Origin of the sequence: Zobellella endophytica (genome assembly GCF_003012775.1) — a bacterium.
GTDB lineage: Bacteria > Pseudomonadota > Gammaproteobacteria > Enterobacterales > Aeromonadaceae > Oceanimonas > Oceanimonas endophytica.
Map to the genome: position 1 here is coordinate 109,518 of NZ_PXYG01000006.1, position 20,802 is coordinate 130,319.

Genomic DNA, 20,802 nt, shown 5'->3' on the forward strand with positions numbered 1-20,802 from the left:
TGTCTCGCTAACAGTATAGTGCAGCCGGCCCGCCGATCAGCCTAACCCCGGATCCAGCTCTTCCGTTTGCCGGTAGAGATCGTTGATGCGGCCGATGCGTTCCCGCCCCTGCTCCAGGCTGCGGTGCAGCAACAGGTTGGAGAGCAGGCTGACGGTACACATGGCGGCACTGTAGCTGTCGAAGGCCGACACCGAGTCGAGCGGTATTTCCAGCCGCCAGTCCGGCTCCTGTGCCAGCTCCGCCTGGGGCTCGATCATCAGTGCCAGCGGTATCCCGGCCCGGCGGATGGTGGCGAACAGCCTGGGGAAGAGCATGGGGCGGCGATGGAAGGCGACCAGGATCAGCACATCCTGCTCACCGAAATCCGCCAGTTCTTCCGCCAGCGTCTGCCCCGGCTGGGGCAGCAGCCGAACCCCTTCCCTCACCTGCATCAGTTGCTGGCGCAGGTGCAGGGCCACCGGGTAGCTGTTGCGAAAACCGATGATCCCCACCCGCCGGGCCCCGGCGAGCCGGGCGGTCAGCGCGTTCAGGGTTTCGGTACTGAGCAACGCCATCAGCCGACCCAGCTTGTCCGCTTCGCATTGCAACTGACGCTCGACCAGGCCCGCCGGACCGCCGCCCAGAACGGCCGGTACCGGCACCCCGGACTGCCGCAGGCGGCGGTTCTCATCGCGCATCTCCCGGAAGCTGTCGTAGCCGAGGCGGCGGAACAGCCGGCTGACGGTGGACTTGGACACCCCGCAGCAACGGCTGATCTCCACCGAGTTGTAGGTGGCCAGATCGTCCATATGATCGAGGATAAAGCTGGCCACCCGTCGCTCCTTGGGGCTGAGTTGCAAAAACTGTGCGCGGATCTGTGCTCCAAGCTGGCTCATTCGGGTCTTTCCTGGTCGACAAGGGTGCCGCTACAGTACCGCATTGATAAAGCTCTGCAACTCGGCGGTCCGGGGCCGGGCGAACACCGCTTCGGCCGGGCCGCTTTCCCACACCTTGCCCTGGTGCATGAACACCACCCTGTCGCCCACGTCCCGGGCGAAGTTCATCTCGTGGGTCACCAGGATCAGGGTGATGCCCTCCGCCGCCAGCGCCTCCAGCACCTTGAGCACCTCCCCCACCAGTTCGGGGTCGAGCGCCGAGGTGATCTCGTCGCACAGCAGCACCTTGGGCGACATGGCCAGGGCTCGGGCGATGGCCACCCGCTGCTGCTGGCCGCCGGACAGGCGGTCCGGGTACTGGTCGAACTTGTCGGCCAGGCCGACCTTGCCGAGCATCTCCCGGGCCAGTTCCCGCGCTTCGGCCTTCGTCTGCTTCAGCACCAGCCTGGGCGCCAGCATCAGGTTCTCCCCCACCGTCAGGTGCGGAAACAGGTTGAAGCTCTGGAACACCATGCCCACGCTGCGCGCCAGCCGGCGCACCTGCACCTCGTCGCTGGTCACTTCCTTGCTGTCGACCACGATGGCGCCCTGCTGGTAGTTTTCCAGGCCGTTGATGCAGCGCAGCAGGGTGCTCTTGCCGGAACCGCTGCGGCCGATGATGGATACCACCTCGCCCGCCTTGATCCTGAGATCGATGCCCTTGAGCACGTGCAGATCCCCGTAGTACTTGTGAACTTGTTCGATATTAACGAGAGCCATTGAATTTTTTCTCCAGGTACTGGCTGGCCAGGGACAGCGGATAGCAGAGCGCGAAGTAGAGCAGCGCCACCAGGGCGAACACCTTGAACGGCTCGAAGGTGGCGTTGTTGAGCATGGTGCCGGCCTTGGTCAGCTCCACGAAGCCGATGATCGAGGCCAGGGCGGTGCCCTTGACCACCTGCACCGAAAAGCCGACGGTGGGCGCCAACGCCACCCGTACCGCCTGGGGCAGGATCACCCGGCTCAGGGTCTGGCCGAAACCCAGTCCCAGGCAGCGGGCGGCTTCCCACTGGCCCCTGGGCAGGGTGTCGATGCAGCCGCGCCAGATCTCGGTGAGAAAGGCGCTGGTGAACAGGGTCAGCGCCAAGGCGGCGGCGGACCAGGCGGAGATATCCAGTCCCAGCATGGCCAGGCCGAAGAAGGCCAGGAACAGCTGCATCAACAGCGGTGTGCCCTGGAACAGCTCCACGTAAATTCGCACCAGCCACTGCAACCACCGGCGCCGGGTCAGGCGCAGGGCGGTGAGCAACAGCCCGACCAGGGCGCCGCCGACGAAGGCGACCAGCGACAGTGCCACCGTCCAGCGTGCCGCCAGCAGCAGGTTGCGGAAAATATCCCAGTTGGTGAACTCCATCATGCCGTGGCCCTCCGGTGGCGGAACAGGCGGTTGCCCAGCAGCGCGAACAGTTGCCGCATCAGTATCGCCAGCCCCAGGTAAAGCGCCGCCGCCACCAGGTAGGCCTCAAAGCTGCGGAAGTTGCGGGACTGGATCAGGTTGGCGGCGTAGGTCAGGTCGGCCACCGAAATCTGCGACACCACCGCCGAGCCCAGCATGACGATGATGCACTGGCTGGTCAGTGCCGGATAAATCTTCTCGAACGCCGGGATCAGCACCACCCGGAAGAAGCTCTGCCGGGGGCTGATCCCCAGCACCCGGGCCGCCTCTATCTGCCCCCTGGGGGTAGCCGCCAGGCCGGCGCGGATGATCTCGGTGCTGTAGGCGCCCAGGTTGAGCAGCATGGCCAGCAGGCCGGCCTCCCAGGCGCTCAGCTTGACCCCGAGGCCGGGCAGCCCGAAGAAGACGAAGAACAGCTGGACGATAAAGGGCGTGTTGCGAATAAGCTCCACATAGGCCCCCACCAGCGCCCGCAGGGGCCGGCCGCCGTACTGGCGGGCGGCGGCACAGGCGGTGCCGATGGCCACGCCTCCCAGCGTGGCGTAGCAGGTGAGTTCCACCGTGACCCACAATCCCTGGAGGATCAGCTCCTGGTAGGGCCACAGCTCGTTAAAGTTCAGCATGGGTCCGTCCTTCAGCTGCCGAAGCCGGCCGGCAGCGGGGCTTTCAGCCAGGTTTGGGAGATGCGCTCGAGGGTGCCGTCGGCCAGGGCCTGGGCGATCAGCGCGTTGACCTTGTCGCGCAGCTCGGTTTCACCCTTTTTCAGGCCGATATAGCAGGGAGAGTCTTTCAGCATGAACTTGGCGACCGGCGCCTGGTCCGCGTGGCGTTCGGCGATCTCGGCGGCCACCAGGTTGCCGGTGGCGATCAGCGACACCTGGCCGGACAGATAGGCGGAGATGGTGGTGTTGTTATCCTCGAAGCGCTGGATGCTGGCCGAGGCGGGCAACACTTTCTCCAGCTCCATGTCTTCCACCGCCCCCCGGGTTACCCCGACTACCCGGCCGTCCAGATCCCCGGCCGTCGCCACCGGCAGTTCGGCATTGCCGAACACGCCGAGGAAGAAGGGCGCGTAAACCTCGGTGAAATCGATGGCCCGCTCCCGCTCTTCGTTCTTGCCCAGGCTGGAGATCACCAGATCGGCCTTGCCGGTCTGCAGGTAGGGGATTCGGTTGGCGCTGGTCACCGGGATCAGCTCCAGCTTGAGGCCCATCTGCTCCGCCAGGTAGGCGGCCATGTCCACGTCGTAGCCCCTGGGCTTGAGATCCGGGCCAACCGAGCCGAAGGGCGGAAAGTCCTGGGGCACCGCTACCCGCAGTACCCCGCGCTGTTCGATGTCCGCCAGTTGGCTGGCCTGGGCGGAGCCGACCGCCGCCAGCAGACCGAGGGCCGCCAGGCCGCGCACCATCATCCGTTTCAACGTATGCAATTTAACGAGTTCCATTACTCACCTCTGTGGATTCCATGTATCGGGCAAACCTGAAACTTTCGGCTCAGGCAAGGCAATATCTGCAACGATAGTGCCAAAGCGATAGTGCTTTGACTCGAAAACCACCAACGGCGACCAAAGTACTTGAAGATCAAAGAGTAGCGAATGAGGCAGGGCGCCGGAACGCGACCGGAGACGACGGCGACTGGCCGATGCGGCTGCACCGGCATGGGGCCTTGCTACAGGATGGGGCAGTCACTACGGGCAGCCCCGCATCGGGGCCGGTGTTACAGATCGGCGAAAATCGCCTTGAGGTCGGCGTCTTCATCCGCTGAAGGCTCCAGCTGCAGCTGGGCTTCGATTTCGTTAAGGTGGTCGATCATCAGCTGCACCGCCTTGTCCACCTGGTGGGCGCCGATGGCTTCCAGCAGGCCGCTGTGCTCGCTGCACGACAGGCCGGAATGCCGCGCCTTGCCCTTGAGCGGGCCCGACCCCTGGTAGAGGGCGATGATCAGGGAAGAACGGGGAATGATCTCGTGCAGGAAGGAGGTCAGCACCGGCTTGTTGGCCAGCTTGCCGATCAACAAGTGGAACTCGCCGGACAGCCGGATGCGCAGGCTCAGCTGCCCCTGGGCGAAGGCCTGGTGCTCGCGCTCCACGTGTTCCTGCAGCAGCTGCTTTTCCCGGGCCGTGCAGTGGCTGGCCAGCTCGCGCACCAGTTCGGCCTCGATCAGGCGGCGGGCCTGGAAAATTTCCCTCGCCTCTTCCGGCGAGGGTTCGGCCACGAAGGCGCCGCTGTTGGGCACCAGGTTGACCAGCTTGTGGTGGGACAGCTGCAGCAGCAGCTTGCGCACGAAGCCCCGGCTGAGGCCGAAGGTTTCGCTCAGATCTTCTTCCTTCAGGCGGGTGCCCGGCAACAGCTTGTGGGCGACGATGGCCTCCCAGATGCGTTGATAGACGCTGTCCAGATCGTTGGTTTTATTATTCATGTCCCTACCCCGTTTCGCCCGGCAAGGTGGGGCAACCCGCCACCCGCCGTTATTCCACAACCGGATCGCACCGTGCGCCGTTGAATGCTCCACAGAGTAGCACAGGGCCATATTGTCAACAATAAAGCCACTGGTTGTTAAATAAAGGGGGGCCCCGCCCCCGATGCTTATCGCTTCGGCATCAGCAGGTAATAGAACACCCCGCCCAGGGCGGCGCCGATCAGCCAGCCATAGCCGTTGAGCTCGGCCAGCGCCGGCACCAGCACGGTGGAGATGGAAAACAGCGCCGCCAGGCCGAAGGCGGTCAGCGCCCTGGCGTTCCAACCGTTCTGGTAGTAGTAGGCGCCCTTGGGATCGGTGGAGAACAGCTGTTCCATATCAAGCGTCTGCTTCTTCACCAGGTAGTAGTCCACCACTATGATGCCGTAGAAGGGCGCGACGATGGCCCCCAGGGCGTTGACGAAGCCGGGGATGCCGATCTGGCTTATCACCGAGACCCAGAGCGCTCCCACGAAGAAGGCCACCCCGGCGGTGATCAGGCCGCCGATGCGAAAGCTGATCACCCTGGGGAACAGGTTGGCCAGGTCGTAGGCCGGCGGTATGAAGTTGGCCACCAGGTTGATGCCGACAGTGGCGGCGAAGAAAGTCAGCGCCGCCACTATGGTCAGGGGCAGGGAGTCCACCCGCTCCACGATATCGGCCGGGTTGGTCAACGCCTCGCCGAACAGCACCAGGGTACCGGCGGTAATGATCAGCGCGATAAAGGAGAAGAAGGCCACGTTGAGCGGCAGCCCCAGCAGGTTGCCGATCTTCATCTCCCGCTCGCTGCGCACGAAACGGGTGAAGTCGCCGAAGTTGATCACCACGGCGGCAAAATAGGCCACCATGGTGCCGACGATGGCGGTAAAGGCCGCCAGGTCACTGCCCTGGTAATCGCCACCGCCGCTGAAGATGGTACCCACCGCCGGGAGCAGCTGATCGCCGGCCTGAACCCATACGATCGCCATCAGCGCCAGCATCACCACATAGACCAGAGGACCGGCCCAGTTGAGGAAGGTCTTGATCTTGTCGATACCCTGCCAGAACAGCAGGATCTGGAACAGCCAGACGATGACGAATGACAGCCAGGCGGTGCCGGACAATCCCAGGAAGCTGCTGCCGTTGCCCACGCCCCAGAGCGCGGTGAGCAGCAGGGTCACGGCGGTGGAGGCGAAATAGGTCTGTACCCCGTACCAGAAGATGCCGATGATGGCGCGCAGCAGGGCCGGAAAGTTGGCGCCGCGCACCCCCATGCTGGCGCGGATCATCACCGGGAAGGGGATGCCGTACTTGACGCTGGGCTTGCCGGTCAGGTTGACCAGCACCATCACGATAACACCGGCCAGGATGATGGCGGCCATCACCGCCCAGCCGTTCAGGCCGTAGGACAGGAACAGCGAGGCGGCCAGGGTATAGCCGAACAGACTCTGAATGTCGTTGGACCAGACGTTGAAGATTTCAAACCAGCCCCAGCTGCGGTCTTTGTGCTTGATGGGAGCCAGATCCTCGTTATAAAGCAGAGGATCGATATTTTTGATCTCGAGTTCCTTCTCTTCCATACCATCACCTCGGGTTGTTGAGCTTGCATTATGCCTCCACATGCCAGGTTCAAACGGGGTCGATAGACCCCTCATCCCGGTGCGCAGGACACGAATATGGCTAATTAACCCTGCCGAAGGGCGGCAGCCAGTTTCTCCGACAAACCGACGCTGTCTACCGACGACAGCCCCGGCACCACGCATTCGACCCCGTCTTCCCGTACACAAGCTTCGGACAACTCGGCCAATAACGACAGGGATCCGCAACAATCTCGGCGCCGGTCAGCGGGATGGCAGACAGTAAAGCCGCCGAGGTGCCGGTTATAAACCGGCGACGATTGATCTCTGGCATCATGCGGTGCTCCTGTTCCCTCGTTGAGTCGTTACTCGCCCTGGATCACCTTGACGGCGGCACGGGTCGCGGCATTCACGGCCACGACCAGAGGCACCTCGAAATCCGGTTGCAGACGTAATGCCGAAGCCGACAGCGGACCACCGCCCATGATGACCGCTTGCGCCCCGTCGAGCTCCACCGACTCCGTCACCGCGGCGGCCAGGGCCTGATCCAGTTCTGCCGGTGACTTGACCAGTTCCATGGGGTCTCCGCTGGTGACCCTGGTGCCGCGATACAGCGACTCGTATCCCAGCTCGGTCGCCTTCTGCCGGAATGATTCGATGAGCGCCTCATCCGGGGTGACGGTCACGATGCCGAATCCGCGATTGCCACGCGCCGCTTCATGAAACACCTCTTCACCGATACCGAATACCGGAATATCCACCGCGGCGCGCAGCTCTGCCAGCCCAGGATCGCTGAAGGCCGATACGATAAGGGCGGCCACCTGTTCGTCCGTGGCGGCTTCCACACCAATCGCCACCACGCCCGCAACGGCATCGAGCATATCCTGAGGGGTAGTGAGCAGGGCCGGCGCCCCCGTGTTGCTTCTTCCCAACACCTTCACCGCCCCCGCGCTTTCGAGTCGGGCAAGGTCAACCATAGACTGTGTGGCCTGTTCGTTGGAGTTGGGGTTGATCAGCACTATGGTTTTGGCGGCATCCGGCAGAGAACTGATGTCGGACGACGCTTCCGCCAACACGGGCGTCGTCAGGGACAGGGCCAACAGGTAACCGACAAAACGGCAGCGTGGGTGCAATAGTGATATAAACATGGGGCTATCTCTCCATATCCATTGGTGGCATAGACGAAAAAGAAGTGCCCCACCCAGGATAAGGAGGGTGGGGCCGAGACCATTACTGACGGAACCGCTGGCAGGGCTGCCAGTACTGCATCAGCAGGTAGTAGATGATGCCGGCGGGCAGCAGGCTGGCGTACCAGGACACGGAGGAGAAGGTCAGGGCCACCGCGGCGCCGGCCAGGGCGGCGATGACAGCACCGTAGTTGACGCCACGGTAGGGGCCGTTCTCGTCATAGAGTTTGTCCAGATCCAGCTTGCGGCGACGCAGGATGAAGTAGTCCACCACCATCACCGCGAAGATCGGGCCGAGGAAGGCCGAGTAGGTTTGCACGAACAGCTGCAGGCCGGCGGAGGATTCGTCCTTCACCAGTTCCCAGGGGAAGGTGCAGAACGCCAGCAGGCCCACCAATATGGTGGAGGTACGGAACTTCAGCTTGAACACGTCCATCAGGATATAGGTGGGCGGCACCACGTTGTTGAGCACGTTGGTGGTGACTTGGGCGAAGGCGATGAACAGCAGGGTGATCACCAGCAGCGGGGTGTTGTCGACGGCGCTGGCAAACACCTGGATGGGGTCGGACACCCCGGTGGCACCGGACACCATCAGCCCGATCAGCCCCATGAACAGGGTGCAGGGCAGGATGGACATGGCATAGATGACGGTGAGCAGGCCCGGCCTGGTGCCTTCCTTCAGCTCGCGGGAATAGTCGCTGACGTTGAGCATCATGGTGCTGTAGATACCGAGGAACAGCATGGTCGCCCCCCAGAACGGCATCCCCCAGGTACCTTCCATATGCACCAGGTTGGTGGTGATCTCGTCGCCGTAGCGGTTGATCACGCTGTAGAACATATACACCAGTGCCAGCAGGATGAAGCCGCTGCCCACGTTTTCCAGCCATTTGATGCCCTGGAAGCCGAAGATCGACAGGCCAATCTGCAAGAACTGGAACAGGATGAAGAACAGCACCAGGTTGTCGAAGCCGAACAAGGTGGCCGATACCGCGTTCAGGGCGCCGGCACCGATCCAGCTCTGGAAACCGTACCAGACGATGGCCGGCACCGCCCGCACCAGCCCCGGGAAGCGGGTGCCGGCAAAGCCGAAGGCGCCGCGCGCCTGCACCATGAAGGGAATGCCGTACTTGTAGCCGGCAGCGCCATTCAGGGCCAGGGCGATACCGATCACGAAGCAGCCGATGGCGATGGCCATGGTTGCCTGCAGCAAGTTGAGGGTACCCACTATGCTGGAGCCCATGGTAAAGGTACCGATGGAGACACAGCCGCCGAACCAGGCCAGCAGGTAGGAAACCCGCCCCATGATCCGGTGTTTCTGGGGAGCCAGGGATTCTTCACCGGCTTTCTTGTCATGTCCTTCGACGGCGGCAGCCGGCTTGGCATTGGCCTGGGCCATGGGAATCGCGGTTTCGCTGTTAACTTGTTGGATTGCCATTGGTTTATCCTCGGTATTCCATCACTGGGTCGCGTTGTCGCCACCCTTTCCTCTGCCGGCCGCCTTGAGCCGTGCATCCTGTTCAGGCAACCGGGTGTCCCCGACTGCCGCTGTTGACCGCCCCCGGATCAGGCGATTTTCAGGTTACGCCCGGGGTTGGCCAGTTCGGGTCGGGGCCAGTTGAAAGTCAGTACCTTGCTGGTGCCCAGTTTCATCTCCACCATGGCTTCACAGAGTTTGACCGCGGCCAGGGTGCCATCGATCACCGGAATGCCGATTTCCTGCTCGATATGGGTGCGGTATTGGGACATACCGGCACAGCCCAGCACGATGGACTCGGCGTGATCCTCTTCCCGCGCCCGCCGGCACTCGGCGATCACCTTGGCGATGGCGGTATCCGGCGAATGGGCCAGATCCAGCACCTGGATCGGGGTGGTGCGGATCTTCTTGCACTGTTCGCCGAAGCCGTAGCGGCTGACCAGGTGCTCGGTCATGAAGCGGACCCGCGGCGAGGTGGTCACCACGCTGAAGCAGGCACCGACCATGGCCGCCATGTGGAAGGCCGCCTCGGCGATGCCCAGTACCGGCTTGTCGGTCAGCTCACGGGCCGCATACAGGCCCGGATCGCCGAAACAGGCCAGCACATAGGCATCCACCTCCTGCTCCCTGTCTCCCCTGGCGATTTCTTCCAGCACTCCGGGCACCGCCAGCGCCTCGTCGTAGAAGCTCTCGATGGCGCTGGGCCCGCTGGCCGGGCTGACCGCCATGATCTCAGTATCGGGCCGGGCCACCGCATCGGCCAGTCGCTGCAACGCATCGGTGAACGACTGGGTGGTGTTGGGATTGATGATCTTGATCCGCATGACTAACTCCTTGTTTACGAATTTACTGATTTATTGTTAACAATTTAATACTAGAACAACATTTAACAAGCTGTAAACATGTTTACGATATAAATTTTAATCGTAAAAAATAAAGGCAATCATCATGCCAGCCGAGTAACTGACATTATCATCAAAATTAAAAGTCATTGAAATTGAAGAAATTTATATTTCAAAACCAGGATACCCCGAGGTCCGAGAGGCGGGAAAAAGCCACGGCTGTCGTCGGTGACGCCACCTAATGGTGCACCATGAAATAGTTAATCGTTAGCAATTATGTGATCCAGTGCACCCATTGCGGGCAACAAAAAACCCTCCGGGTGGAGGGTTCGACGCTATTCTGCCGGTACGCCGGCGTTAGAACTCGGCGTTATGATAGACGCTCTGCACATCGTCCACGTCGTTGAGCATGTCGAGGAACTTCTCCAACTGGGCCACGTCGTCGCCGCTGACAGGGGTCGTGGTCTGGGGCACGAACTGGATGGCGTCCACCTCGAAGTCGATGCCCTCGAAGGCTTCGGTCAGCGCCTGCTTGGCCTTGAAATACTCGGTGTGGGGTGCGAACACGGTGATCCGGCCGTCTTCGTTCTCGATGTCGGTCACGTCCACATCGGCCGTCATCAGGGCCTCCAGCACGGCGTCTTCGTCGTCGCCCTCGAACGCCAGGATGGCGCAGTGATCGAACATGTGGCTGACGGTGCCGGAGGTGCCCAGCTTGGCCTTGACCCGGTTGAAACACTGGCGCACATCGCCGATGGTCCTGTTGGGGTTGTCGGTCAGGCAGTCCACGATCACCATGCAGTTGCCCGGGCCAAAACCTTCGTAACGGGCGGGTGAGAAGTCCTCACCGGCGCCGCCTTTGGCCTTTTCCAGCGCTTTTTCAACAACATGAGCCGGCACCTGGTCTTTCTTGGCGCGTTCGATCAGGCCGCGCAAAGACAGGTTGCCGTCAGGATCTGCGCCACCGGACTTGGCGACCACGTAGATCTCGCGACCGTATTTGCTGTAGACCTTGCTCTTGGCATTCGCCGTTTTGGCGATGGATTCTTTGCGGTTTTGATAGGCTCTGCCCATGTTATTGTCCTGTTGATCATCGGAAGAGCGCGAATTTTACACACAGACATGCGGCAAATCTATTATTGGCCGCCCTTTCGGCGGCTGAACCCGACGATCAGGCTCAGGCTTCGATATCCAGCCCGCCGCCGGCCGCTTCGCCCGGCTGCCGGTAGCGCCTGGCAATCACCTGCATCCGGCGGCTCATGGCAGTGTTGGCCCCGACCCAGCACACCCCGTTGTGCATGCCCAGCCAGGCTTCGAACGCGGCCTCACGCCGGTTCCTGTCCCGCTCCCTGTCCCGCTTGCGGATGGCCACGTAGGGCTGCACCGCCTTGATCACCGGTATGGCCGGGCGGCGGAGATTATCGGCCTGGGCCGCTTCCGTCGTCGGCTGGGCCAGGTTGGGCGCGATGTTGGGCAGGATCACCGGTATTGCCATAATGACCTCCAGAGCCGGGAATGCTCGGTTATATTATGAACATCCTTGGCCATTTTGACCGCCTGTCCGCCGCCGGTGCGGCATTTTTTATCGCGCCCGGCGGACCAGCGAAGGAGAGAAACGATGCAAAAGCAGCTGGAAGGCGGTTGCCTGTGCGGCAGGGTACGTTATCGCATCACCCGGCCCCCGATCGATGCCGGCTACTGCCACTGCCGGCTCTGCCAGCGCGCGAGCGGGGCGCCGGTACTGGCCTGGCTGACGGTCGCCGCCGACGGCTTCGCCTACCAGGGCGCGGTCCCGGCCAGCTTCCATTCCAGCCGGCGCTATCAGCGGGAATTCTGCGCCCATTGCGGCACCCAGATCGCCTTCCGCCGTTGTCGGGACGCTAAGACGGTCGACGTGACCCTGGCCAGCCTCGACGACCCCACAACAGTGGCGCCCCAGTATCATATCTGGCGGCAGAGCCGCATCGGCTGGTTCGATACCGCGGATCGGCTGCCCCGCCATGCCGATGCAGGACCCGACACCCATGACGACTGAGGCGTGGGCCGTCGGCCAAAGGGCACGACTCCGCCGACACGCTATAAATACCTCCCTGTACGCTCTCTGTTTCATCCCTGAAACAGAAGGTCGGCGGAGTCGTGCCCTTCGTCCTCCCCAAGGCTCCGGTGTCGCCTGCCGGCACCATGGCTTTCCTGCGTCAGGACTGGTGCTCAAGAGATAGCAGGAAGGCCCGGATCCGCTCCACCGTCGGCAGCGGGTGTGAAATAAAGGGCGCATGGGACGCCTTGGGCTCGATATGGCTCTGGCTGTGCGGTGCCAGGGCATCCACCAGGGCCACGGCCTTCTTCGGCACCAGGCCATCGAGCCGGCCGTAAAGCCGCAGCATGGGCACCCGCAGCGATCCCAGCAGGGGGCGCAGATCGCTGTCGCCCAGCAGGGCCAGGCCGGCGGCCAGGGCCCCGGCGTCGGGCCCCGGCTTGCGGCTCAGGCTGTCGCGCAGGCGGCGGATATCCTCTCTCGCGTGTTCGCTGCCCATCGCCTGCAACGCCAGGAAACGGTTCACCACCTGCTGGTGATCCTCCGCCAGCTGGCGCTGGAATTCCGCCAGCACCCCCGGCTTGATGCCGGGCCAGTCGACATCGGCGACAAACCTGGGCGAGCTGGCGAGGGTGATCAGGGCCTCGACCCGGGCCGGCGCCAGCAGGGCGGCATGGGTGGCGATCAGCCCGCCCAGGGACCAGCCCAGCAGCGCCGCCCGCGGCGGCATCACCCGCAACACCGCCCGGGTCCAGTCTTCCAGGCCGGCCTCCCGTGGCAGTGCGCCGCTGTGGCCGAAGCCGGGCAGATCCACCAGGTGCAGGCTGAAATCCGCCTCCAGCAGCGAGGCCAGTTCCCGCCAGACGGCACCGTTCATGCCCCAGCCGTGCAGCAGCACCAGATCCGGCCCCCGGCCGCGCCGTTCTACGTATAAACTCATCAGATATCCCTTTTATCGACAGCGCCCCATGATAAAGCGCCTCGCCGCCTGCTTACAATCGAGCCCGCTCTGGTGGGGCCAGTGCCTGCTATGCCGGCACGATTGCGAGCAGCAAACGCTGATCTGTCGCCAGTGCCGGGACGAATTGCCCCAGTTGGCACGCCCCTGTACCCGGTGCGGCTTTCCGCTGGCGGTGGAGGACGCACACTGCGGCCAGTGCCAGCGGCGGCCACCGCCCTGGCAGCGCATGCAGGTACTCGCCGACTTTGCCCCGCCCTACAGCGACCTGATCCACCAGCTGAAATACCACCGCAAGCCGCTCCACGGCCGCCTGCTCGGCCAGTTGCTGGCGGCGGCGGTCAGCCCGCCCCTGCCCGAGGTGATACTGCCGGTGCCGCTGCATTGGTGGCGGAAACTGCGCCGGGGTTACAACCAGGCGGAAGAGATAGCCCGCGGGGTACAGCAGGTGCTCGGCATTACGGTCGACCCGGGGGCCTTGCAACGCGTCCGGATGACCGCGTCCCAGACCCGTCTCAGCCGCCGCCAACGGCGGCTGAACCTGCACCGGGCCTTTGTGGCCCGCCCGCGGGACTACCGCCACGTGGCGCTGCTGGATGACGTGATCACCACCGGCACCACCATGGCCGAACTGACCCACCTGTTGCACCGACAGGGGGTGGAGTCGGTGGAAGTATGGGCGCCCTGCCGGACTCTTGAACACTGACAACTATTCAAGCGCAGGCAACAAGAGTATGATAAAAGTTGAGTTGTTTAGTCAGGTTTACGAGGATAGCGATGATTACGATTTCCGAGACAGCCCAGGGCCATTTCCGCAAGCTTTTATCGCAGCAGCCGGAAGGCACCAATATCCGGGTGTTTGTGGTCAACCCGGGCACGCCCAATGCCGAATGCGGTGTCTCCTACTGCCCCCCGGATGCGGTGGATCATGACGATCTGCACCTGCCGTTCGAGGGCTTCGAGGCGGTCGTCGATCAGCAGAGCGTGCCTTTCCTGGAGGCGGCCGAAATCGACTTTGTCAGCGACCAGATGGGCTCCCAGCTGACCCTGAAGGCGCCCAACGCCAAGATGGCCAAGGTGCCGGAAGACGCTCCCCTGGCCGATCGGGTCGAGTACGTGCTGCAATCCCAGATCAACCCCGGCCTGGCCAGCCATGGCGGCAAGGTGGTGCTGACCGAAATCACCCCGAATGGCCTGGCCATACTGCAGTTCGGCGGCGGCTGCAACGGTTGCTCCATGGTCGACGTCACCCTGAAGGAAGGTATCGAGAAGCAGCTGCTCGAGCTGTTCCCGGGCGAACTGACCGGGGTGCGCGATGCCACCGAACACGAGCGCGGCGAGCATTCCTACTACTGAGCCACCGGCCGCAATCAATACAAAGGGGAGCCTCGATGGCTCCCCTTTTGTTTGTCGATAAGGCCTGATGATCTCGGAAAGACCGGCCAAAGGGCCAACTCCGCCGACCCGCCGCAAGTACATCCATGTAGGCTCGCGTTGTCCGCCTGTTTTAGCATCGACGTGACCGGTTGGAATCAGTTTGGAGGTTTGTCACCGAACCGAAAAAGGCAGAACTGGCCTTAATTTTCCCCCAATGCCCTCTTCCAGCATCAAGCTTCAAGCTTCCGGCCCAAGCGGCGTCACTCCGCCTTGCGATCCCGGCTCAGCAGGGCCAGGGCTGCCTCCTTGGCGTTCTTCCCCTCATAGAGCACCTGGTAGACCTGCTCGCAGATGGGCATTTCCACCCGATGGCGGCCAGCCAGTTGATGCACCTCGGCGGCGTTGCGGTAACCCTCCACCACCTGGCCGATTTCGGCCATGGCGGTGTCCACGCTCTTGCCCTGGCCCAGGGCCAGGCCGAAACGGCGGTTGCGCGACTGGTTGTCGGTGCAGGTCAGCACCAGATCCCCCAGCCCCGCCATGCCCATAAAGGTCTCCTGCTCGGCGCCCAGGGCCACCCCCAGACGCTGCAGCTCCACCAGGCCGCGGGTGATCAGCGCGGTGCGGGCGTTGGCGCCAAAGCCCAGGCCGTCGGCCAGGCCGGCACCGATGGCGATCACGTTCTTCACCGCCCCGCCCAGTTGCAGCCCCACCATGTCGTCATTGAGATAGACCCGGAAGGAGCGGCCGCAGTGCAGCAGATCCGCCAGCTCCTTGGCGAATTTTGCATCGGTCGAGGCCAGGGAAATGGCGGTGGGCAGGCCCATCGCCAGCTCCTTGGCGAAGGTGGGGCCGGACAGCACCGCCAGCGGGATCCGTTCACCCAATATTTCCCGCGCCACCTGCTGCAGCAGCTGGCCGGAGGCCGGATCCAGGCCCTTGGTGGCCCAGGCGAGGCGGCTGTCCTTGCGCAGAAACGGCTTGAGCTGTTTCAGCACATCGGCAAACACGTGACTCGGCACCACCAGCAGCAGGTCGCGGCTGGCCTTGACCACCCGCTCCAGGCTGGCCTCGGGGATCAGGCTGTCGGGAAAGACCGCGTCGGGCAGAAAGACCTTGTTGCAACGCTCGGCGGCCAGGGTCGCCACCTGTTCGGGCCTGTGGCTCCACAACAGGGTGCGATGGCCATTGCGCGCCAGGGCGATGGCCAGGGCCGTACCATAGGAGCCGGCACCCAGAACCGAGATGGCGGCATCCTGGGTCATCAGGTATCCGCCTGCTGTTGCTGGGCGCGCTGCACATGAGCGGCAAACAGGGCGTCGAAGTTCACCGGCGCCAGGTTCAGCTGCGGGAAGGAGCCCTTGCTCACCAGGCTGGCCACGGTTTCCCGGGCATAGGGGAACAGGATGTTGGGACAGAAGGAGCCCAGGCAGTGGGCCAGTTGCGGCTCGGCCATGTTGCCGATGGTGAACACGCCGGCCTGCTGCACTTCGCACAGGAAGGCGACGTCGTCTTCGCCCAGCTTGCAGGTGACGGTGAGGGTCAGCACCACCTCGAACACGTTGTCACCCAGGCGGGCACTCTTGGTATCCAGGTCCAGCTTGACGTCCGGCTTCCACTCTTTCTGGAACACCAGCGGGGTACCGGGCGTTTCGAAGGAAATGTCTTTTACGTAAACGCGCTGGATCTGGAATTCTACCTGTTGCTGCGCCTGCTCGTTGGCACCGTTTGCTACTTCAGCCATGAGGATATCCTTATAAAATGTACGGTTGAAAGAGATTAACGTTTGGTCACCGGCAGGTTCTGGCTGCGCCAGTCTGCCATGCCGCCGCGCAGGGCATAAACCTGCTTGAAGCCTGCCTTGCTCAGCATCCGGCCGGCACCACTGGTGCTCATGCCGGTTTCACATACCAGCACCAGGGGCTTTTCCTGGTATTTTTCGATCAGGTTCAGGTTGTTGGCCTTGAGCTGGGTGTTGGGCAGGTTAATGGCGCCGGCGATATGGCCCTTGCGGAACTCTTCTGCCGAGCGAATATCCACCACGGCGGCATCCTGCTTGTTGATCAGCAGCACCGCCTGCTGGGCGGCCACTACCTTCACCTTGGTCAGCTTGGACATGATGGTCATGTACACCACCGCCGAAGCCAGGCCCAGCCAGACCATGGTCAGCAAGGGATGATTGGCGGCAAAATCGAGGTACTCTTGCATGATGTTACTTCTTTCGGATCAAAATGCGGAAAAGCCCGAGTATACATGGGGCATCGGTAAATAACAGCAGCCCGGCCCTAATCCGGTCCATCGATAGGCGCCGCCTGAGACGGCCATCGGAAATACCCCCGGGCCACGGCTGGCGACGAAATCGGCAATTGTAGTAATATGACGATAGTTTCATTTTTCTTAACTTCTGTTTTCAAATAACAACATAGGGTTATCACTATGAACTCGACCAAAAAACCCCTGGTACTCATCATCCTCGACGGCTGGGGCTACAGTGAAAAGACCGAACACAACGCCATTCACAGCGCCAACACCCCGGTGCTCGACAACCTGATGAAGACCCGTCCCTCGGTGCTGATTTCCACCTCCGGCCACGACGTCGGCCTGCCCGACGGCCAGATGGGCAACTCCGAGGTAGGCCACGTCAACATTGGCGCCGGCCGCATCGTCTACCAGGATCTGACCCGCATCGACAAGGCCATCGTCGACGGCGACTTCTTCACCAACCCGGCCCTGACCAAGGCGGTGGACGGCGCCAAGGCCAGGGGCCGGGCGGTGCACATCATGGGCCTGCTGTCACCGGGCGGCGTGCACAGCCACGAAGAGCAGATCGCGGCCATGGTCAAACTGGCCGCCGAGCGCGGTGCCGATGAAATTTACTTACATGCCTTCCTCGACGGCCGTGACGTGGCCCCCCGCTCCGCCCAGGCGTCCATCGAGCGTTTCGACGCCCTGTTCGCCGAGTTGGGCAAGGGCCGCCTGGCCTCCCTCGTCGGCCGCTACTTCGCCATGGACCGCGACAACCGCTGGGATCGGGTGCAGAGCGCCTACGACCTGCTGACCCAGGGCAAGGCCGAGTTCCGGTATGGCTCCGGGGTGGAAGCCCTGCAGGCCGCCTATGCCCGGGAAGAGAACGACGAGTTCGTCAAGGCCACCACCGTGGGCGAGCCGGTCGCCATGCAGGACGGTGACGCCGTCATCTTTATGAACTTCCGCGCCGACCGTGCCCGGGAAATCACCCGCGCCTTCGTGGAAGACGACTTCACCGGCTTCGAGCGCGACGCCCGTCCGGCCTTGAGCGACTTCGTGATGCTCACCGAGTACGCCGCCGACATCCACACCAGCTGTGCCTACCCGCCCGAGCAGCTGGAAAACACCTTGGGTGAATGGCTGGCCAAGCACGACAAGACCCAGCTGCGGATCTCCGAAACCGAGAAGTACGCCCACGTCACCTTCTTCTTCAACGGCGGCATCGAGGACTGCTTCACCGGCGAGAAGCGCACGCTTATCCCGAGCCCCAAGGTCGCCACCTACGACCTGCAGCCTGAGATGAACTCCGAGCAGCTCACCGACAAGCTGGTCGAGGCCATCGAAAGCCGGGAATTCGACGTCATCATCTGCAACTATCCCAACGGCGACATGGTCGGTCACACCGGGGTGTTCGAGGCGGCGGTCAAGGCCTGTGAAGCGGTGGACAACTCCATCGGCCGGGTGGTCGCGGCGCTGGAAGAGGTGGGTGGCGAATGCCTGATCACCGCCGATCACGGCAACGCCGAGCAGATGGTCAACCCCGAGACCGGCGAGATCCACACCGCCCACACCAACCTGCCGGTGCCGCTGATCTACGTCGGCCGCGACGCCACCCCGGTGGAGGGCGGCAAGCTGTCGGATCTGGCGCCGACCATGCTGACCCTGATGGGCATGCAAATCCCCGAGCAAATGACTGGCAAGCCTCTGATGGTTCTGAAATAATCAGGGCCCTATGGGCTTGCACAGACTGATTGTTTCAATGTTGCTGAGCACCGGCCTGATGGCCGGTGCTTTCGCATGGGCGGATGACAGCAAGGAGCTCAAGAACGTCCAGGGGCAGATCGCCAGCCAGAAACAAGATCTGCAACAGCAGCAGCAGCAGTTGCAAGCCCTGCAACAGCAACTCGCCAAGGATGAGAAGGCCATCTCCGCCCAGGCCCGGGAGCTGAACCAGACCCGGCAGCAGCTGAAAGAAAACGAAACCGGTCTCGCCAGGCTGGATCAGGAACACCAGGCCCTGGGCAAACAGGCCGAGCAGCAGCAACGGCTGCTGGCGGAACAACTCCGGGCCGCCTACCAGAACGGCCGCCACGATTACCTCAAATTGCTGCTCAACGGCCAGGACAGCAGCGATATCGATCGGCTGCTGCATTACTACGGCCACCTGAACCAGGCCAGGGCCGACGCCCTCTCCGGGCTCGCCCGCACCCGCGAGCAACTGGCCGACAACCGGCGCCAGGCCGAACAGAGCCGCAACCGGCTCAATCAGCTGCTGGCCCGCCAGCAGGAAGAACAGCAGCAACTCGAAGCGCAGCAGGCCAGACGCAACGAAACCGCCAACAAGCTCAACGCCAACCTGGCCCAGGGCAACCAGAAGCTGGCCAGCCTGCAACAGGCCGCCAGCCACCTGGAGCAGCAGATCAAGGCCGCCCAGGAAAAGGCCGCCCGCGAACAGGCGGCACGGGAAAAAGCGGAGCGGGAACAACTGGAGCGGGAACGCCGCACCGCCCGGCAGCAGGACGGCTCCGGCAGGACGCCGGTGGTGGCCAAACCCAGCGGCAACTTCGGCGGCCTGGCCAAGGGGACCCTGCCCTGGCCGCTCAGGGGCCAGCTGATCCACCGCTTCGGTGCCGCCCGCACCAGCCAGCTGAGCTGGAAAGGATTGCTGATCGGCGCCGGCGTCGGGCAGGAAGTGAAAGCCGTGGCCAACGGCCAGGTGGTCTATGCTGACTGGCTCAACGGCTTCGGCATGGTGATGGTGATCGATCACGGCAAGGGCTACATGAGCCTCTACGGCCATAACCAGTCGCTGCTGCAGGGGCCGGGTGACAAGGTCGGCGCCGGCCAGGCCATCGCCCTCAGTGGTGAAAGCGGCGGCCAGGACAGGTCCGGCCTCTACTTTGAAATTCGCTACCAGGGCCAGGCCATCGATCCCCTGCCCTGGCTAGCGCGTCGCTGACTCCAGCTCGTCAATCAGCCAGAGCGCTTCGCGCCGGCTGCCGCCGCACACGTCCTCTGCCGCCTTGAAGCGCGCGCACACCGCCGGCCGCTCCGGCCGGCCGAACAGGCCGCAACGCATGTCCGCCAGCAGATGAACACAGGGTTCCCCAGCCGGCTTGCCGTCCGGCATGCCGGGGATGGGACCGCTGATACTGGGGGCGATACAACAGGCACCGCAACCACTTCGACATTCCATGAAACACCTCGCAACTTGGCCGGCCAGTATACCTCCTGGCGTCGCCCGGATCAGGCTGGCTGCAGCAGCGCCGCCAGCGCCGACACATGCTCATCCGCCGCGCCCTGCTGCGCCAGCGCTTCGGCCAGGTTGAGCAGGTAGTCCCGGTTGCTGCCGCTGGGGCCGTGGGCGCCGGCGATTTGCGCCGCCATCACCGCCAGCGGGGCGGCGCCCAGAAAGGCGGCGTTGTCGGCGGTGGCCAGGTAAATCAGCCCTTCGTCGTGCTCGGTGGCGGTGAAATACACCGGCACCCGTTCGCGCAGATACCCGTTTTTCTCCCGCGCATCGAGCTGGGCCAGGGTAGCCGGCGCGATGCGATAGGCCATGCCGTGACAGATCGCCCCCGACTCCCGCACCAGGGTCGCCACCCGCCCGGGTGCCTCGGGCGTGCCCCGGTGATCGTGGGAGCCCTGCCAGAAGCGCCGCGCCCAGCCGGTGATCCAGGCCGGGCGGCGTTCGATGAACGGAAAGTCGGCCTTCCAGATCAGCGAGCCGTAACCGAACAGCCAGAGGCTGTGGTGCCGGTCGAAGTGGGTCATGGTACGGTTCAGGGCCGTGGTGTCGATGCTCATGGGGCGGCGGGGCCTCGCTCAGATTGCCAGCCGATATGATGCCGCGCCGCGCACAAGTTGTCGACGCCCGCCATGACCACCGGGGCCCGTGATAAACTGCCGCTTTTAGGCAAAGGAGGCCAGCCATGCGCCTGACCGTACACCATCTTTCCCGGATCCCCGAACAACACCGCCATCATGCCGGCCTGATTTTGCAGGGCACGCCGCTGCCCGAACAGGCGGAGTGCTACCTCGCCACCTTCAACGACCGGGCGGTGGCCCTGGCCTGGCGCCGGGACGAGCGGCTCGATTTCTTCGCGGTGCGCGACCTGACCCGCCGCCGGGGCATAGGCCGGGAGCTGCTGCGCCAGATAAAGCTGGATGCCAAGGCGGCGGGCCTGACCCGGCTCGACTGCGATCCGGCGCAGGCGCAGGACGGGGAACGGGACGGCCTTGCCGCCTTTTTGCAGGGCCAGGGCTTCCGGCCCCGGGACGGGGTGCTAAGCTGTTGCCTGTATGACTAAAATCCGGTGGTAGTCGCGGCATTAGGCTAGCTCCATGGGGACACAATG

General features: G+C 63.4%; 24 protein-coding genes. 6 read left to right on the plus strand and 18 right to left on the minus strand.

Annotation, left to right across the window (positions count from 1 at the left end; all coding sequences use genetic code 11):
* Positions 1–36 precede the first annotated feature (36 nt).
* The 12 genes from C7H85_RS13885 to C7H85_RS13940 form a co-directional block, all read right to left on the minus strand.
* The gene (locus C7H85_RS13885) at positions 37–876 is read right to left on the minus strand and encodes a MurR/RpiR family transcriptional regulator (RefSeq protein ID WP_106730294.1); all 840 of its coding nucleotides are present in this window, start codon (positions 874–876) and stop codon (positions 37–39) included.
* A gap of 30 nt (positions 877–906) precedes the next feature.
* On the minus strand, positions 907–1,635 hold the full coding sequence (locus C7H85_RS13890; protein WP_106730295.1) for an amino acid ABC transporter ATP-binding protein: 729 nt from the start codon (positions 1,633–1,635) through the stop codon (positions 907–909).
* Positions 1,622–2,272: an amino acid ABC transporter permease gene (locus C7H85_RS13895; protein WP_106730296.1), complete on the minus strand. Its 651-nt coding sequence runs from the start codon at positions 2,270–2,272 to the stop codon at positions 1,622–1,624. The genes C7H85_RS13890 and C7H85_RS13895 overlap by 14 nt, the downstream gene beginning before the upstream one ends.
* Positions 2,269–2,934, minus strand: a complete 666-nt coding sequence (locus C7H85_RS13900) for an amino acid ABC transporter permease (RefSeq protein ID WP_106730297.1) — start codon at positions 2,932–2,934, stop codon at positions 2,269–2,271. The genes C7H85_RS13895 and C7H85_RS13900 overlap by 4 nt, the downstream gene beginning before the upstream one ends.
* Before the next feature lie 11 nt (positions 2,935–2,945).
* Complete coding sequence (locus C7H85_RS13905) at positions 2,946–3,755, minus strand: transporter substrate-binding domain-containing protein (protein WP_168388268.1); 810 nt, start codon at positions 3,753–3,755, stop codon at positions 2,946–2,948.
* 272 nt (positions 3,756–4,027) lie between these two features.
* The gene (locus C7H85_RS13910; protein WP_106730299.1) at positions 4,028–4,729 is read right to left on the minus strand and encodes a GntR family transcriptional regulator; all 702 of its coding nucleotides are present in this window, start codon (positions 4,727–4,729) and stop codon (positions 4,028–4,030) included.
* 167 nt (positions 4,730–4,896) lie between these two features.
* A complete protein-coding gene (locus tag C7H85_RS13915; protein WP_106730300.1) occupies positions 4,897–6,327 on the minus strand; it encodes an NCS1 family nucleobase:cation symporter-1 in 1,431 nt (476 codons plus the stop codon).
* Between the two features lie 362 nt (positions 6,328–6,689).
* Positions 6,690–7,472, minus strand: a complete 783-nt coding sequence (locus C7H85_RS13920; RefSeq protein ID WP_146140465.1) for an aspartate/glutamate racemase family protein — start codon at positions 7,470–7,472, stop codon at positions 6,690–6,692.
* 82 nt (positions 7,473–7,554) lie between these two features.
* Positions 7,555–8,946, minus strand: a complete 1,392-nt coding sequence (locus tag C7H85_RS13925) for an NCS1 family transporter (RefSeq protein WP_106730301.1) — start codon at positions 8,944–8,946, stop codon at positions 7,555–7,557.
* Positions 8,947–9,074: 128 nt separating this feature from the next.
* Positions 9,075–9,809 carry an aspartate/glutamate racemase family protein gene (locus C7H85_RS13930; protein ID WP_106730302.1) on the minus strand — a complete coding sequence of 245 codons (735 nt, stop codon included), beginning with the start codon at positions 9,807–9,809 and terminating at the stop codon, positions 9,075–9,077.
* A gap of 375 nt (positions 9,810–10,184) precedes the next feature.
* The gene (locus C7H85_RS13935; RefSeq protein WP_106730303.1) at positions 10,185–10,901 is read right to left on the minus strand and encodes a YebC/PmpR family DNA-binding transcriptional regulator; all 717 of its coding nucleotides are present in this window, start codon (positions 10,899–10,901) and stop codon (positions 10,185–10,187) included.
* Positions 10,902–11,004: 103 nt separating this feature from the next.
* Positions 11,005–11,322, minus strand: coding sequence for a hypothetical protein (locus C7H85_RS13940; RefSeq protein ID WP_106730304.1), 318 nt, complete (start codon positions 11,320–11,322; stop codon positions 11,005–11,007).
* A 123-nt stretch (positions 11,323–11,445) separates the two neighbouring features.
* Here C7H85_RS13940 and C7H85_RS13945 point away from each other — a divergent pair, with 123 nt between their 5' ends.
* Positions 11,446–11,862: a GFA family protein gene (locus tag C7H85_RS13945; RefSeq protein ID WP_106730305.1), complete on the plus strand. Its 417-nt coding sequence runs from the start codon at positions 11,446–11,448 to the stop codon at positions 11,860–11,862.
* 160 nt (positions 11,863–12,022) lie between these two features.
* On the opposite strand, the gene bioH is transcribed toward C7H85_RS13945, so the two are convergent.
* Positions 12,023–12,802 carry a pimeloyl-ACP methyl ester esterase BioH gene (bioH, locus tag C7H85_RS13950; protein WP_106730306.1) on the minus strand — a complete coding sequence of 260 codons (780 nt, stop codon included), beginning with the start codon at positions 12,800–12,802 and terminating at the stop codon, positions 12,023–12,025.
* Positions 12,803–12,830: 28 nt separating this feature from the next.
* On the opposite strand from bioH, the gene C7H85_RS13955 reads away from it, so the two are divergent.
* Entirely contained in the window at positions 12,831–13,526 is a 696-nt protein-coding gene (locus tag C7H85_RS13955) for a ComF family protein (RefSeq protein ID WP_106730307.1), read from the plus strand.
* Between the two features lie 71 nt (positions 13,527–13,597).
* On the plus strand, positions 13,598–14,176 hold the full coding sequence (nfuA, locus tag C7H85_RS13960; protein ID WP_106730308.1) for a Fe-S biogenesis protein NfuA: 579 nt from the start codon (positions 13,598–13,600) through the stop codon (positions 14,174–14,176).
* Between the two features lie 281 nt (positions 14,177–14,457).
* On the opposite strand, the gene gpsA is transcribed toward nfuA, so the two are convergent.
* The 3 genes from gpsA to C7H85_RS13975 are packed head-to-tail and all read right to left on the minus strand — an operon-like array spanning position 14,458 to position 16,405.
* Entirely contained in the window at positions 14,458–15,462 is a 1,005-nt protein-coding gene (gene gpsA / locus C7H85_RS13965) for an NAD(P)H-dependent glycerol-3-phosphate dehydrogenase (protein WP_106730309.1), read from the minus strand.
* Positions 15,462–15,941: a protein-export chaperone SecB gene (secB, locus tag C7H85_RS13970; protein ID WP_106730310.1), complete on the minus strand. Its 480-nt coding sequence runs from the start codon at positions 15,939–15,941 to the stop codon at positions 15,462–15,464. The genes gpsA and secB overlap by 1 nt, the downstream gene beginning before the upstream one ends.
* A 35-nt stretch (positions 15,942–15,976) precedes the next feature.
* On the minus strand, positions 15,977–16,405 hold the full coding sequence (locus C7H85_RS13975; protein WP_106730311.1) for a rhodanese-like domain-containing protein: 429 nt from the start codon (positions 16,403–16,405) through the stop codon (positions 15,977–15,979).
* A gap of 228 nt (positions 16,406–16,633) precedes the next feature.
* Between C7H85_RS13975 and gpmM the strand changes: the two genes are divergently transcribed.
* Both gpmM and envC read left to right on the plus strand, forming a co-directional pair.
* Positions 16,634–18,166 (plus strand): 2,3-bisphosphoglycerate-independent phosphoglycerate mutase, encoded by a 1,533-nt coding sequence (gene gpmM, locus C7H85_RS13980; protein ID WP_106730312.1) that lies wholly within the window; start codon positions 16,634–16,636, stop codon positions 18,164–18,166.
* Between the two features lie 37 nt (positions 18,167–18,203).
* Positions 18,204–19,403: a murein hydrolase activator EnvC gene (gene envC, locus C7H85_RS13985; RefSeq protein ID WP_245879672.1), complete on the plus strand. Its 1,200-nt coding sequence runs from the start codon at positions 18,204–18,206 to the stop codon at positions 19,401–19,403.
* Here the strand turns inward: envC and C7H85_RS13990 are convergent.
* On the minus strand, positions 19,389–19,640 hold the full coding sequence (locus tag C7H85_RS13990; protein ID WP_106730314.1) for a YkgJ family cysteine cluster protein: 252 nt from the start codon (positions 19,638–19,640) through the stop codon (positions 19,389–19,391). The genes envC and C7H85_RS13990 overlap by 15 nt on opposite strands.
* Positions 19,641–19,690: 50 nt before the next feature.
* Entirely contained in the window at positions 19,691–20,251 is a 561-nt protein-coding gene (locus C7H85_RS13995; protein ID WP_106730315.1) for a gamma-glutamylcyclotransferase, read from the minus strand.
* 125 nt (positions 20,252–20,376) lie between these two features.
* Between C7H85_RS13995 and C7H85_RS14000 the strand changes: the two genes are divergently transcribed.
* Entirely contained in the window at positions 20,377–20,754 is a 378-nt protein-coding gene (locus C7H85_RS14000) for an acetyl-CoA sensor PanZ family protein (protein WP_106730316.1), read from the plus strand.
* The last annotated feature ends 48 nt before the right edge of the window (positions 20,755–20,802 follow it).

Coding starts and splice junctions, on each gene's coding strand:
- C7H85_RS13885 (WP_106730294.1), bottom strand. CDS start 876: ATGAGCCAGCTTGGAGCACAGATCCGCGCACAGTTTTTGCAACTCAGC.
- C7H85_RS13890 (WP_106730295.1), bottom strand. CDS start 1,635: ATGGCTCTCGTTAATATCGAACAAGTTCACAAGTACTACGGGGATCTG.
- C7H85_RS13895 (WP_106730296.1), bottom strand. CDS start 2,272: ATGATGGAGTTCACCAACTGGGATATTTTCCGCAACCTGCTGCTGGCG.
- C7H85_RS13900 (WP_106730297.1), bottom strand. CDS start 2,934: ATGCTGAACTTTAACGAGCTGTGGCCCTACCAGGAGCTGATCCTCCAG.
- C7H85_RS13905 (WP_168388268.1), bottom strand. CDS start 3,755: ATGGAACTCGTTAAATTGCATACGTTGAAACGGATGATGGTGCGCGGC.
- C7H85_RS13910 (WP_106730299.1), bottom strand. CDS start 4,729: ATGAATAATAAAACCAACGATCTGGACAGCGTCTATCAACGCATCTGG.
- C7H85_RS13915 (WP_106730300.1), bottom strand. CDS start 6,327: ATGGAAGAGAAGGAACTCGAGATCAAAAATATCGATCCTCTGCTTTAT.
- C7H85_RS13920 (WP_146140465.1), bottom strand. CDS start 7,472: ATGTTTATATCACTATTGCACCCACGCTGCCGTTTTGTCGGTTACCTG.
- C7H85_RS13925 (WP_106730301.1), bottom strand. CDS start 8,946: ATGGCAATCCAACAAGTTAACAGCGAAACCGCGATTCCCATGGCCCAG.
- C7H85_RS13930 (WP_106730302.1), bottom strand. CDS start 9,809: ATGCGGATCAAGATCATCAATCCCAACACCACCCAGTCGTTCACCGAT.
- C7H85_RS13935 (WP_106730303.1), bottom strand. CDS start 10,901: ATGGGCAGAGCCTATCAAAACCGCAAAGAATCCATCGCCAAAACGGCG.
- C7H85_RS13940 (WP_106730304.1), bottom strand. CDS start 11,322: ATGGCAATACCGGTGATCCTGCCCAACATCGCGCCCAACCTGGCCCAG.
- C7H85_RS13945 (WP_106730305.1), top strand. CDS start 11,446: ATGCAAAAGCAGCTGGAAGGCGGTTGCCTGTGCGGCAGGGTACGTTAT.
- bioH (WP_106730306.1), bottom strand. CDS start 12,802: ATGAGTTTATACGTAGAACGGCGCGGCCGGGGGCCGGATCTGGTGCTG.
- C7H85_RS13955 (WP_106730307.1), top strand. CDS start 12,831: ATGATAAAGCGCCTCGCCGCCTGCTTACAATCGAGCCCGCTCTGGTGG.
- nfuA (WP_106730308.1), top strand. CDS start 13,598: ATGATTACGATTTCCGAGACAGCCCAGGGCCATTTCCGCAAGCTTTTA.
- gpsA (WP_106730309.1), bottom strand. CDS start 15,462: ATGACCCAGGATGCCGCCATCTCGGTTCTGGGTGCCGGCTCCTATGGT.
- secB (WP_106730310.1), bottom strand. CDS start 15,941: ATGGCTGAAGTAGCAAACGGTGCCAACGAGCAGGCGCAGCAACAGGTA.
- C7H85_RS13975 (WP_106730311.1), bottom strand. CDS start 16,405: ATGCAAGAGTACCTCGATTTTGCCGCCAATCATCCCTTGCTGACCATG.
- gpmM (WP_106730312.1), top strand. CDS start 16,634: ATGAACTCGACCAAAAAACCCCTGGTACTCATCATCCTCGACGGCTGG.
- envC (WP_245879672.1), top strand. CDS start 18,204: ATGTTGCTGAGCACCGGCCTGATGGCCGGTGCTTTCGCATGGGCGGAT.
- C7H85_RS13990 (WP_106730314.1), bottom strand. CDS start 19,640: ATGGAATGTCGAAGTGGTTGCGGTGCCTGTTGTATCGCCCCCAGTATC.
- C7H85_RS13995 (WP_106730315.1), bottom strand. CDS start 20,251: ATGAGCATCGACACCACGGCCCTGAACCGTACCATGACCCACTTCGAC.
- C7H85_RS14000 (WP_106730316.1), top strand. CDS start 20,377: ATGCGCCTGACCGTACACCATCTTTCCCGGATCCCCGAACAACACCGC.